Here is a 12,222-nt window from a genome sequence, read left to right as displayed (position 1 = left end):
GCAGCTTGCTTTTCAGGCTTGCTCGTCAAGCCGGCGGGCGGCCTGGACCGTGCATCTTGCCGGCGTTCTTCGGCATTCGACCGTGCTCGGTGAGTGCGCGCCGAAGGAGAAACTCGATCTGGGCGTTGGTACTTCGGAGATCGTCGGCGGCCCAGCGGGCAAGCGCGTCGTGCACCGCTGGGTCCAACCGAAGAAGGATCTTCTTACGCTCGGATCGCGGAGCTGGATCCGTGGCCATGTGGCCTTTCCTTTACTGGTAGAGCGAACCGGTGTTCAGCACCGGTTGTGCGTCGCGGTCGCCGCACAGCACGACCAGAAGGTTACTGATCATCGTCGCCTTGCGTTCCTCGTCGAGTTCGACGACGTGCTTTTCCTCGAGCTGCTTGAGTGCCATGTCGACCATGGACACCGCACCTTCGACGATCTGCTGACGGGCGGCGATGACAGCGCCCGCCTGCTGGCGCCGAAGCATTGCGCTGGCGATCTCCGGTGCATACGAGAGCCGGTTGATGCGCGTCTCGATCACTTCGACACCCGCCGCTCGTACGCGGGCGTGAACCTCCTCCGACAAGGTGGTCGTGATGATATCGGCGTTCTCGCGCAACGAGACTCGGCCTTCGGCGTCGTACGGATAGCTGCCGGCGATATGGCGGACGGCCGCCTCGGTCTGTACGGAGACGAACTCCTCGTAGTCGTCCACCTGGAACGAGGCGAGCGCTGTGTCGGCCACCTGCCAGACGACCACCGCCGAGATCTCGATGGGATTGCCGTCGGCGTCGTTCACCTTCGCCTGACCGGTCTCGTGGTTTCGGATACGCGTCGAGATCGATCGACGGACAGTCAGCGGATTTGTCCACCGCAGTCCCGGCGTGCGCAGGGTGCCGCTGTACGAGCTTCCCAGGAGTTGCAGAACTCGGGCTTGATTCGGTTGCACCAAGGTCAGACCCATCAGTAGCGGGAGTGACGCGATGAACAGCACCACTCCGACCGGAATCAGGGCGAAGAGTCCCAGAACTCCGCCAACGACGGACAGTGCGATTCCGGCCAGGAAGAGAAGTACGCCGCCGAGGAGCATCCAGCTCCCGGACAGGTCCCAGCCTGGGCGTTCGGCGATCGTTGTGGTGGCGACACCGGTCGGTTTCTCGGCCACGGTGGGTGTGCTGGTCATGCGAGACTCGCTTTCCATCGGTAAGTGATATTTAATTGATATCACATTTCTTCTACTCGTGGAGGGGCGCGTGCGACACATGTTGTTGTGTTGGCATCGCGGACCCGACACAACGGGTAGTGTTCAGGCAAGCCAACATTCGGCAGTATCTCTCTCGCTAGGTAGGAATTATGGTCAAGCTGGTCAGTCGCGTTTCCGCCATCAACTGGAATCGCGTCCAGGACGAGAAGGACGCCGAGGTGTGGGATCGCCTCGTCAGCAACTTCTGGCTGCCCGAAAAGGTGCCGGTCTCCAACGACATCCCGTCCTGGGGAACGCTGACCGCGCAGGAGCAGCAGCTCACCATGCGCGTCTTTACGGGCCTGACGTTGCTCGACACCATTCAGGGAACCGTCGGCGCCGTCAGCCTCATCCCGGACGCGATCACCCCCCACGAAGAAGCGGTCTACACCAACATTGCCTTCATGGAATCGGTGCACGCCAAGAGCTACAGCTCGATCTTCTCGACGCTGTGCTCCACCCCCGACATCGACGACGCGTTCCGCTGGTCGGAGGAGAACCCGAACCTGCAGCGCAAGGCGCAGATCGTTCTCGACTACTACAACGGCGAGTCGCCGCTCAAGCGCAAGGTCGCCTCGACGCTCCTCGAGAGCTTCCTCTTCTACTCCGGCTTCTACCTGCCGATGTACTGGTCCTCACGCGCCAAGCTCACCAACACCGCAGACCTCATCCGCCTGATCATCCGCGACGAGGCCGTGCACGGGTACTACATCGGCTACAAGTACCAGAAGGGCCTCGAACAGCTCACCGAGGCCGAGCGTGAAGAGCTCAAGAACTACACGTTCGAGTTGCTCTTCGAGCTCTACGAGAACGAGGTCGACTACACCCAGGACCTCTACGACGGCGTCGGCCTGACCGAGGATGTCAAGAAGTTCCTGCGCTACAACGCCAACAAGGCGCTCAACAACCTCGGTTACGAAGGCCTCTTCCCGAAGGACGAGACGGACGTCAATCCGGCTATCCTGTCGGCACTTTCGCCGAATGCGGACGAGAATCACGACTTCTTCTCCGGCTCGGGTAGCTCCTACGTCATCGGCAAGGCCGTCAACACCGAAGACGACGACTGGGATTTCTAGAGCGACCCGCTCGGGATTTCTAGAGCGACGACCCGCCTTTACATGCCGAAGCCCGACTCCTGCACAGGTAGGAATCGGGCTTCGGTCATGTACGGGGGAGTGGACTAGCGCTGAAACCACGCTTCCGGCTTGTCCAGCAACGCTTTTGCGAGGCGCAGACGCGAGGTTTCCGTCATGTCCGACGGCAGTTCGCTCGGCGCGAACCACGCGACCTCGAGGTTTTCGTCGTCCGCCACGTGTGCATCTCCGCCGGTCCACCTGGCCAGGAAGCACACGTCGAGGTACTGAGTCACATCACCGTTGGGGTACGTAATGGGCTCTGTGACATCGACACTCGTGATCCGAATCAATTCGGCGTCGACGCCGGTTTCTTCCTTCGCCTCGCGCACCGCCGCCGACGACGGCTCCTCGCCAGGCTCGAGAACGCCGGACACAACGGCCCACTGACCGTTGTCGGCGCGGCGGGTGAGCAAGACCCGGCCGTTGTCGTCGCGGATCACGACGCTCACTCCGGACAGCCAGAGCGGCGCATGACCGACCTTCTCGCGCAGTGCGACAATGAATTCGGGAATCGGCATGATCAGAACCCGAACATCACAGTTGCGGCGAGCCACCTCGAAGGTGGGAGTAGTCGTTCGTTCCGGTCAGCTCGCATATCCGTTCAAGGTTCCCTTCAAGTCCGCCAGTACGGCCCGGGCGGCAGTCATCCCGTTTCCGTTCCAGATGTCGTCTTCAGCGACGAACACACGCCGGTCGGTGGCAGCGGCGAGGTCCTGCCACTGGTCGCTCTTCATAATCTCGGTGCCGTAGGTCCGACCGTTCGGCCCGTCGAAGAGTACGTAGATCAAGTCACCTTCGGCGGCGCTGAGATCGTCGGCCGGAATCGGTGCTGTGGTCGCATCGGTCAATCGCTGCGCCGGTGGGCGCCGGACGCCGACGTCACTGAGGATCTGTCCGGCGAAGGATGCGGGTCCCTCGATCTGCAGGTCCTTCGAACCGAACCGAACCACTGATGCCTGCGTCTGCGAGGCATTCAATGCGTCGCCGAGTTGCACGACGTCCTGCTGGTAGCGGTCGAGCTCCGTCGCAGCTGCGGACGAACGGCCCAGCGCCTGGCCGGCGAGCGCGAACTGCGCTTTCCAGAACACGGGATCGGAACCGGCGAACACGGTTGGGGCGATGGCGTCGAGTTGCCCGTACACACCGTCGGACGCCGGACTGGACCCGAGGATCAAGTCCGGCGCGGCGGCCTTCACGGCGTTGACGTCGGGTGCGCTTACGGGGCCGACGCTCGGAATCTCCGAGATACCGAAACCGAGGTACGACGGTTGAGGCGAGTCGCCGCCGGTTGCGGCGCCGACTACCCGCTCCCACAGACCGAGGGCGCACACGGCGTCCATCGAGACGCTGTCGAGGACCACGATCCGTTGGGGGTCGGAAGGAACCTCTGTTTCGCCCGCAGTGTGTACGACTCGACGCTTCACCTCCGGGCCGGCACCCGGGTCGGCCTGCGTCGGCGTCGGGCACGCGGTGGCGGTGTCGCGTTCTATGCCCATCACGCCGGCACCGGCGATCGACGTAGTGGTCCGGACGATGGTGCTCGCGGGGTCGTCCGACGAGTCGGACGAGCAACCGCCGAGGACGAGCATCGTGGCGGCGATCCCCAGGATCGAGACACGACGAACGGACGTGCGGGCGATCGTGCGTGAGAGAACAGACGTGCGCGAGAGAACGGACGTGCGTGAGAGAACAGACAAAGTCGACGGCTTCCTGTGTGAGCGGGCGCCGTTCAGGTTAGCCGTTCGACTCAGCTGTTCTGCTTGTCCACCTCGAACGTGTCCGAGAGGTCGTCGAGGATCATGTGGGCGCCCTGGATGCTGACCGGCGACATCCACCGTGAATCGTCCACGTCGACCTTGCGTCCTCGAAGGGTCTGCCACAGCGGGCTCTCGAGGAACGGCTTCGCAGCTTCGGCGCTCTTGCCCTCGGCGTCCTGCCAGGTGCTGATGAAGATGACGTCCGCGTCGGCTTCGTTGATCAGTTCGGGGCTGATCTTCATCATGATGTTGCCGGCATCGGCGGGGTCGGGCCCCTGGTTGTCCGGGCGCTTCAATCCGGCGTCCTGAAGGACGATGCCGCTGAACGAAGTGGTGCGGTAGAGGCGAGCCGTCGGTTCACCGGCGAATCGGACCACCGAGATGACCGGGTTGTTCGCCTTCTCGTTGATTTCCTTGCCGACTGCAGTCGCTCGAGTTTCGTATTCGGTGATTTTCGCCTCGGCCAGCGATTCCTTGCCCAACGCTTCACCGACCAGGCGGATGTTGTCCTTCCACGTCGGACCGGTCGTCTGGGTGAAGACAGTGGGCGCGATCGCGGACAGTTGGTCGTAGTTCTTCCCGTCACGGACCTCGGCGGAGATGATGAGGTCCGGCTGCAGTGCGGCGATCTTCTCGAGGCTCGCGCTGCTGACAGTGCCGACCGAAACGGCGTCCGCGGCGAATTCGTCCCTGGAGGATCCGAGGTAGTCGGGCAGACCGGGCTCGCGGTAGTCGACGTAGCCGACGAGCGGGGATTCGAGGAGGAGGACGGCGTCGGTGAAGCTGTTGTCGAGCGCGACGATCCGCTGGGGTGCGGCCGGGATTTCGGTGCTTCCACGGAAGTGCTCGACAGTGCGGGGGAATGCGCCCGACTCGGTCGAGGTGGTGGCTGCAGCGGGCTCGTCGTTACTCGAGCAGGCTGGAACGACCAAGGCGATCGAGGCTGCGACCGCTACCATCGCGGCCCGGCGGGGAAAGAATTTCACTGATTGACTCCTGAGATGAGTTAGGCGAGGGTGACCTTATCAGTGGAGGAGTTGGCCGAAAACGGACACCGGCCGAATTCTTCGACGGGCACGACACGCCGATTCGGAAGTGGGTTCGGACTCCCGAGGGAACATAAACCGCAGGTCGTTCGTTCGGTGCCGTGAAAAACGGATGCTCGAGTACGACGCAGAGTAGGACCGGGTCGCGGTGCCTCGGAGTCACGGTCTACGATTCGATGAGCGCAAGCCAGAAGCCGTTGTCCGCAGCCCGGGCGACGGACCCTGCGGGCGCAACCAAGGGCTCTTTGACGGAGTCTGCGGAGCGACCAAAGGCACATTCAGGAGGATCAGTGACTGCCGTAGCGCCCCAGCCAGTCCCCACGATAGCGCCGGCCAGGCCTTACCCGCCGCGGCAGGGACCCAAGGGCTCATTCATTTTCAAGATGATCACGACCACCGATCCCAAGGTGCTCGGAATCATGTACTTGGCGACTTCCATCGCCTTCTTCCTCATCGGTGGCCTCATGGCACTGATGATGCGTGCCGAACTTGCTGTACCCGGTATGCAGTTCCTTTCCAACGAACAGTTCAACCAGCTGTTCACCATGCACGGCACGATCATGCTGCTGCTGTACGCGACCCCGATCGTCTTCGGTTTCGCGAACTACATTCTTCCGCTCCAGATCGGTGCACCCGACGTCGCGTTCCCGCGTCTGAACGCGTTCAGCTACTGGCTGTACCTGTTCGGCGCGATCATCACGACGGCCGGATTCGTCACGCCCGGTGGCGCAGCAGACTTCGGTTGGACGGCATACACGCCGCTGACCAGCGCGCTGCACAGCCCCGGCGTCGGCGCCGACCTGTGGGTCTTGGGTCTGGCTGTCGCCGGCCTCGGCACCATCCTCGGTGGCGTCAACATGGTCACCACCGTGATCTGCCTGCGCGCACCCGGTATGACCATGTTCCGCATGCCGATCTTCACCTGGAACATCTTCATCACCAGCATCCTGATCCTGCTGGCGTTCCCGCTGCTGACCGCTGCATTCATGGGCCTGTTCGTCGACCGCCATCTCGGTGGACACATCTTCGACCCGGCAACGGGCGGTGTGCTCCTGTGGCAGCACCTGTTCTGGTTCTTCGGTCACCCCGAGGTGTACATCATCGCGCTGCCGTTCTTCGGCATCGTCTCGGAGATCTTCCCGGTCTTCAGCCGTAAGCCGATCTTCGGCTACAGCGGTCTGGTGTACGCAACGTTGGCCATTGCCGCTCTCTCGATCGCTGTGTGGGCTCACCACATGTACGCAACCGGCGCTGTCCTCCTGCCGTACTTCTCGTTCATGACGTTCCTGATCGCCGTGCCGACGGGCGTGAAGATCTTCAACTGGATCGGAACGATGTGGAAGGGGCAATTGACCTTCGAATCGCCGATGCTGTTCTCGATCGGCTTCCTGATCACCTTCCTCTTCGGTGGTCTGTCGGGTGTCATCCTCGCGAGCCCGCCGCTCGACTTCCACGTCACCGACAGCTACTTCGTCGTCGCCCACTTCCACTACGTGGTCTTCGGTACGGTCGTGTTCGCCACCTACGCCGGTATCTACTTCTGGTTCCCGAAGATGACCGGTCGCATGATGGACGAGCGCCTCGGCAAGTGGCACTTCTGGACCACGTTCGTCGGTTTCCACGGCACGTTCCTCGTTCAGCACTGGCTCGGTGCCGAAGGTATGCCGCGTCGGTACGCCGACTACCTGCCCTCGGACGGATTCACGGTTCTGAACTCGGTGTCCACGATCTTCGCCTTCGTACTCGGTGCCTCGACGCTGCCGTTCATCTGGAACGTCTTCAAGAGTTACCGCTACGGCGAAGTGGTCACCGTCGACGATCCGTGGGGTTACGGAAACTCGCTGGAGTGGGCGACCACCTGCCCGCCGCCGCGTCACAACTTCACCGAGTTGCCGCGCATCCGTAGCGAGCGTCCGGCGTTCGAGCTGCACTACCCGCACATGGTGGAGCGGATGCGCGCAGAAGCGCACGTCGGCCCCGGTCACGGCGGGAAGAACGCCAGCACCGTGCTCGAAGATGCTCGTCACGAGCCGCTGACAGTCGGGGACGAAGGCGACCCCGGCACCGACAGCCGCTCCTGAGCGAAGTAACACACTGAAGTAATCAGCGAAGGCCCCGCCCGAGTAACGGGTGGGGCCTTTCGCTTGGCACAATAGTGACGATCAAGACGCGAACGAAGAAACGATCGGAGTTTTCGGTGGGTGCCTCTGACACCACTGTTCTGGTGACTGTGACCGGGCCGGACCGCCCTGGCGTCACCTCGGTACTGTTCGCGGCGCTGTCGCGGCACGATGTGCGTCTGCTCGACGTGGAGCAGGTGGTGATTCGAGGTCGACTGACACTCGGGGTCATGGTGGCCTGCCCGAACGATCCCGAAGCTCTTCAGGAAGAGCTCGAACAGGCGATGGCGACGGTCGGAATGAACGTCGACATCGAAATCGGTGCCGATCCCGGGCGACCTGCAGTGTCCACTCACGCCGTCGTTGTTCTCGGCAGCCCGGTCAATGCTCGCGCCATGCGCTCGGTAGCACGCGAACTCGCGAAGCAGGGCGCCAACATCGACTCCATCCGTGGTGTCGCCGATTATCCGGTCACCGGCCTCGAACTCAGCGTCAGCGCAGCCGATACTGTCGACGGCGACGCGAAGCTGCGTACCGGACTCGCCGAGGTCGCCGCTCTCGAAAACGTCGACATCGCAGTCGAGCGCGCAGGTCTCGCTCGCCGAGCCAAGCGTCTGATCGTGTTCGACGTGGACTCGACGCTCGTTCAGGGCGAGGTCATCGAGATGCTCGCCGCGAAGGCCGGAGTCGAGGACGAGGTCCGCGCCGTCACCGAAGCTGCGATGCGCGGCGAGATCGACTTCACCGAATCACTGCACCAGCGTGTGGCGACACTGGCCGGTCTCGATGCCTCCGTCATCGACGAGGTGGCAGAGAGCATCGAATTGACGCCGGGGGCGCGCACCACGATTCGCACCCTGCGCCGCCTCGGATTCCACTGCGGCGTGGTGTCCGGCGGTTTCCGCCAGGTCATCGAAGGCCTCGCACACGAACTCGAACTGGACTTCGTGCACGCCAACACCCTCGAGATCGTCGACGGCAAGCTGACCGGACGTGTGATCGGTGAAATCGTCGACCGCGCTGCGAAGGCCGTCGCGCTGCGCAAGTTCGCCGATCAGGTCGGTGTTCCGATGGAACAGACCGTCGCTGTCGGTGACGGTGCCAACGACATCGACATGCTCAACGCCGCAGGCCTGGGTGTGGCGTTCAACGCCAAGCCTGCGTTGCGGGAGGTCGCGGACGCGGCTTTGTCGCATCCCTTCCTCGATGCCGTGCTGTTCATTCTCGGTGTGACCCGCGACGAGGTCGAGGCTGCGGACGCCGTCGACGGTGGCGTACGACGCGTACCGATTCCATGAGTTCCGATCCAGCAGTCAGTTCCGATCCAGCAGTCAGTTCCGATCCAGCTGTGATGTCCGGCCCCGATTCTCGCTGGCGCGAGCGCCACGCGGTGTTGGCTGCTGGCTACGGAGGGCGAGACGATCCCGCAGATCCGGCGCTGGTGCTGGCGATGCCGATCGTTCTCCACATTCCGAAGGCAGACCCGCCCAAGCGCACCGCATTGCTCGAGGCTGCGGCATCGGCGGCAGTGGCGCTGTGTCTGGACGAACGCGTCGGGTTCACCGAAGACGGGGAGCCCGGCCCGTGGCACGAGGACTATTCGGCGTGGGTGGGTGCCCGGATCCGGAAAGTGTCTCGCCGAGCGCGTGGAGCCCAGTGGCTCGCCGCGCAAGAGGTACCGGGAATCACCGTCGACGTGGATGGTGCCCAGGCGCGGGCTCTGGTTCCCGGGCCGGTCGGAGAACTGGACCCGCGAATCAAGAAGTTGCAGATCGGTGGCACCGACCTCGAGCACGACGAGCCTGGCGAGCCCGAGCCTGGCATTCCGGTGCTGTGGATCGACTCGGCGCTCGAGATGACGGTAGGCAAGGCGTCGGCACAGGTCGGGCATGCCTCGATGTTGTTGGCAGCGGCCATGTCCGAGAAACAGTGCTGGGCATGGGCGCAGAACGACTTCCGTTGCTCGGTACGCGACGCAAGTCCGAAACAGTGGGCCGAGGCAGTAGGAGGATTGAAGAGGTCGGAGGCCGTCGCGGTGCGCGATGCGGGGTTCACGGAAGTGGCACCAGGCTCCATGACAGTCATCGCTGTTCCGTAGAGACCTCACCCGACCAGTCCAGTGTCGGCAACTTGGCTATGGATGAACAGTCCAGTGGCCTTCAAGATGGTCGAGTGTTGATACGGAGATTCGCCTCGCTGTTCGTCGGTCTGTGGTTGTACGGCTTCTCGATGGCCATGATGATCACTGCCGGCCTCGGACTGGACCCCTGGGATGTGTTTCATCAGGGTGTGGCCGAGCATGTTTCGCTCAGTTTCGGTGTGATCACTGCCATTACCGGTGCGGTGGTACTGCTGCTCTGGATTCCGATCCGTCAGCGGCCAGGATTCGGCACGGTCGCGAATGTCGTTGTCATTGCAATCTCGGTGGATACTTCACTGGCCTTCTTGCCGGTCTTCGATTCCATGCCAGTTCGTGCCGTGATCATGGTCGCGGGCATCCTCCTCAACGGTCTGGCCAGCGTTCTCTACATCGGCGCAGGCATGGGGCCGGGTCCCCGCGACGGGTTGATGACAGGACTGGTCGCGCGCACCGGCTTGTCGGTCAGGCTCGTGCGTACCAGCATCGAAATCGCGGTCCTCGCTACCGGATGGCTTCTCGGTGGAACCGTTGGCGTCGGAACCGTGTTGTACGCCTTCGGGATCGGGCCGACCATTCAATTCCTGATCAAGGTGCTGCCGGATTCCATGACTGCGGCGGTTACCGGCGGACGTGACACCGAACGTAAGGCCAAGACCGTGGGTCCGGTCAACGAGATCTCGGTGCCGACGGGAACTTCCGCCGTGGAGGCAGGTTCGCCGGTCGGTGACGCCGAATCGAACGATGCAGTCAAGGTGCCGTCGAACCATTCCGGAGTGCCGACCGTGACCTGAACCGGTCCGCCGGAATGCAGAATCAGGAGCCAACTGTCGTCACCGAGCGGGCGCCCGGTCCGAGTGTGAGACCGAACGTCGGCTCCGTCGATCCAGGCCTGCAGCGTTCGGTGACTCTCGTCGTACCATGCGGTGTCGTCGAACTCGACGCCGGCATAGTCGAACCAGACGAGGTCCGGGTGCTCCAGTCTCCTTCTGCCTTCGAAGAATTCGGGCTGACGCAGCGCCGGTGCCGCTCGGCGTAACCCGAACGCTCGGGAGACGAACTGCACCAACGACTGATCGGCCCTCGCCCAGTCCAGTGCCCACGAATCGGTTGGGGAGGCAAGTGTGGGAACACAATACGCGTTGTTGTTTCCGCCCAGGCTGTGGCCGAACTCGTCTCCGGCGGTGAGCATCGGTGTGCCTGTCGACAGCACGAGTGTGGCCAGTAGCGCCCGTACGTGACGTGCCCTGGCGTCCTGAATCTCGGGATCGGTGCTCGGGCCTTCGATTCCGTGGTTGAACGAATCGTTGTGATCGGCGCCGTCACGATTGTCTTCACCGTTGGCCTCGTTGTGCTTGTGGTTGTATGCCACGAGATCGGCGGCGGTGAACCCGTCGTGCGCCGTGACGAAGTTGATCGACGCCCAGGGGCGACGGCCGCTGCCGGCAAAGATGTCCTCGGAACCGGCGAGGCGCGACGCGACCTTCCGAACGCTGGAGCCGCCGTTCCAGAACTGGCGAATGGTGCTGCGGTACTTATCGTTCCATTCCGACCACTGGAGTCCGAAGTTTCCGACCTGGTAACCGTCGGCCGTCGCATCCCACGGTTCGGCGATGAGCTTGCACCGAGTCAGGACCGGATCGGAGGAGATGGCGGACAGGATGGACGCGCGCTGGTCGAAGGCCCCGCCGCGCGGCCGACCCAACGCGCTCGCGAGATCGAATCGGAAGCCGTCGACACCCATTTCGGTGGCCCAGTAACGGAGGCTGTCCGTGATCATGCGGACGGCGATGGGGGAGCAGGCGTCGACCGTGTTGCCGCACCCGGTCAGATCGATGTCGCGGCCGTTTCCGTCGAGAAGGTAGTAGCCAGGGCCGTCCAAACCTCGCCAGCTGACACTGATTCCGTCGACGCTCTGCTCGCAGGTGTGGTTGTAGACGACGTCGAGGATGACCTCGATGCCTGCCGCGTGGAGTGCGTCGACCATGATCCGGAACTCGGTGACTTCGCCGCCCGGAGTCGCCGCGTATCCGGGATGTGGGGCGAAGTACGACGCCGTCGAGTATCCCCAGTGATTGCGCATCCCTCGCTCGCGGACGCTGTGTTCGGTCAGAAACGCCTGTACGGGAAGCAGTTCCACGGCGGTGACGCCGAGTGAGACGAGGTGATCGATCACAGCCGGTGCCGTCAGGCCGAGGTACGTTCCGCGGTGGGCGGCGGGAACTCCTGGATGAGCGGCGGTGTATGCGCCGACATGCAGTTCGTAGATCACGCTTTCCTCCCACGGCGTCTCGAGGCGGGCCGAGGCGGGAGCGAGGCCGGGAGTCACCACGGACAGCGGCACGTGGCCGAGCGAGTCGAGCGTCGACGGGTCGCCGAAAGGATCGTCGGCGTACGACAGGAGGGCGCGGTGGTCACCGAGTTCCCCTTCGATGCGGCGCGCCCACGGATCGATGAGCAGCTTGTGTGGATTCAGTCTCAGTCCGGCACGCGGATTCCACGGGCCGCTCGCCCGAATTCCGTACCGCTGCCCCGCGCCGATCCCGGCGATGATCCCGTGCCAGATTCCGTACGTGTGTTGCCGGAGTTCGACGCGATCTTCGTTTCCGTCCTGGTCGATCAGGCAGATCTGGACGCTCGACGCAGCTGGTGCGTGGACCGCGAACTGGGTTCCGGAGTCCACGATGTGGGCGCCGAGTGGGAATGGAGACCCGGGCGTCGGGGCGGGAGTTTCGATGAGAGGCGACACGCAAGATGATCCTGCCGTGAACGGCCGGAGAATGTGCGGGAAGATGTTC

Annotated in this window: 10 protein-coding genes and 1 pseudogene; 5 read left to right on the top strand and 6 right to left on the bottom strand. The window is 63.3% G+C overall.

Translation table 11 applies throughout. The features are described from left to right. Positions 1-25 precede the first annotated feature (25 nt). Positions 26-238, bottom strand: a complete 213-nt coding sequence (locus I7X09_RS02475; RefSeq protein ID WP_003944723.1) for a hypothetical protein — start codon at positions 236-238, stop codon at positions 26-28. A 12-nt stretch (positions 239-250) separates the two neighbouring features. Beyond that, positions 251-1,168 carry an SPFH domain-containing protein gene (locus tag I7X09_RS02470; protein WP_172436491.1) on the bottom strand — a complete coding sequence of 306 codons (918 nt, stop codon included), beginning with the start codon at positions 1,166-1,168 and terminating at the stop codon, positions 251-253. A 170-nt stretch (positions 1,169-1,338) separates the two neighbouring features. On the opposite strand from I7X09_RS02470, the gene nrdF reads away from it, so the two are divergent. Continuing rightward, positions 1,339-2,304, top strand: a complete 966-nt coding sequence (gene nrdF, locus I7X09_RS02465) for a class 1b ribonucleoside-diphosphate reductase subunit beta (RefSeq protein ID WP_003944744.1) — start codon at positions 1,339-1,341, stop codon at positions 2,302-2,304. Between the two features lie 104 nt (positions 2,305-2,408). Here nrdF and I7X09_RS02460 read toward each other — a convergent pair whose 3' ends face one another. From I7X09_RS02460 to I7X09_RS02450, 3 genes are all read right to left on the bottom strand, one after another. Continuing rightward, positions 2,409-2,882, bottom strand: coding sequence for an NUDIX hydrolase (locus tag I7X09_RS02460; protein WP_200315399.1), 474 nt, complete (start codon positions 2,880-2,882; stop codon positions 2,409-2,411). Between the two features lie 66 nt (positions 2,883-2,948). Continuing rightward, positions 2,949-3,953 (bottom strand): iron-siderophore ABC transporter substrate-binding protein, encoded by a 1,005-nt coding sequence (locus I7X09_RS02455; protein ID WP_234036992.1) that lies wholly within the window; start codon positions 3,951-3,953, stop codon positions 2,949-2,951. 158 nt (positions 3,954-4,111) lie between these two features. Then, entirely contained in the window at positions 4,112-5,080 is a 969-nt protein-coding gene (locus tag I7X09_RS02450) for an ABC transporter substrate-binding protein (RefSeq protein ID WP_185564420.1), read from the bottom strand. Between the two features lie 377 nt (positions 5,081-5,457). Between I7X09_RS02450 and ctaD the strand changes: the two genes are divergently transcribed. From ctaD to yczE, 4 genes are all read left to right on the top strand, one after another. Continuing rightward, complete coding sequence (gene ctaD / locus I7X09_RS02445) at positions 5,458-7,248, top strand: aa3-type cytochrome oxidase subunit I (RefSeq protein WP_020907234.1); 1,791 nt, start codon at positions 5,458-5,460, stop codon at positions 7,246-7,248. Positions 7,249-7,364: 116 nt separating this feature from the next. Then, on the top strand, positions 7,365-8,585 hold the full coding sequence (gene serB / locus I7X09_RS02440; protein ID WP_020969288.1) for a phosphoserine phosphatase SerB: 1,221 nt from the start codon (positions 7,365-7,367) through the stop codon (positions 8,583-8,585). 53 nt (positions 8,586-8,638) lie between these two features. After that, complete coding sequence (locus I7X09_RS02435) at positions 8,639-9,385, top strand: peptidyl-tRNA hydrolase (RefSeq protein ID WP_200317629.1); 747 nt, start codon at positions 8,639-8,641, stop codon at positions 9,383-9,385. A 38-nt stretch (positions 9,386-9,423) separates the two neighbouring features. Further along, entirely contained in the window at positions 9,424-10,218 is a 795-nt protein-coding gene (gene yczE / locus I7X09_RS29655; protein ID WP_325100628.1) for a membrane protein YczE, read from the top strand. Here yczE and glgX read toward each other — a convergent pair. Beyond that, positions 10,131-12,107: pseudogene (gene glgX / locus I7X09_RS02430) on the bottom strand (glycogen debranching protein GlgX); the annotation flags it as partial. The gene yczE and the pseudogene glgX sit on opposite strands and share 88 nt — an antisense overlap. Positions 12,108-12,222: the final 115 nt, after the last annotated feature.

The sequence above is a fragment of the Rhodococcus sp. P-2 genome (assembly GCF_016598535.1).
GTDB lineage: Bacteria > Actinomycetota > Actinomycetes > Mycobacteriales > Mycobacteriaceae > Rhodococcus_F > Rhodococcus_F baikonurensis.
The sequence above is the reverse complement of the archived record's forward strand: the minus strand, read 5'-3'. Positions and strand labels throughout refer to the sequence as shown.

What these genes read in the sequence shown, in the direction of transcription:
- nrdF (WP_003944744.1), top strand. Translation starts at nt 1,339, where the DNA reads ATGGTCAAGCTGGTCAGTCGCGTTTCCGCCATCAACTGGAATCGCGTC.
- I7X09_RS02435 (WP_200317629.1), top strand. Translation starts at nt 8,639, where the DNA reads ATGTCCGGCCCCGATTCTCGCTGGCGCGAGCGCCACGCGGTGTTGGCT.
- I7X09_RS02475 (WP_003944723.1), bottom strand. Translation starts at nt 238, where the DNA reads ATGGCCACGGATCCAGCTCCGCGATCCGAGCGTAAGAAGATCCTTCTT.
- I7X09_RS02450 (WP_185564420.1), bottom strand. Translation starts at nt 5,080, where the DNA reads ATGGTAGCGGTCGCAGCCTCGATCGCCTTGGTCGTTCCAGCCTGCTCG.
- I7X09_RS02470 (WP_172436491.1), bottom strand. Translation starts at nt 1,168, where the DNA reads ATGACCAGCACACCCACCGTGGCCGAGAAACCGACCGGTGTCGCCACC.
- I7X09_RS02455 (WP_234036992.1), bottom strand. Translation starts at nt 3,953, where the DNA reads ATGCTCGTCCTCGGCGGTTGCTCGTCCGACTCGTCGGACGACCCCGCG.
- I7X09_RS02460 (WP_200315399.1), bottom strand. Translation starts at nt 2,882, where the DNA reads ATGCCGATTCCCGAATTCATTGTCGCACTGCGCGAGAAGGTCGGTCAT.
- yczE (WP_325100628.1), top strand. Translation starts at nt 9,424, where the DNA reads ATGGATGAACAGTCCAGTGGCCTTCAAGATGGTCGAGTGTTGATACGG.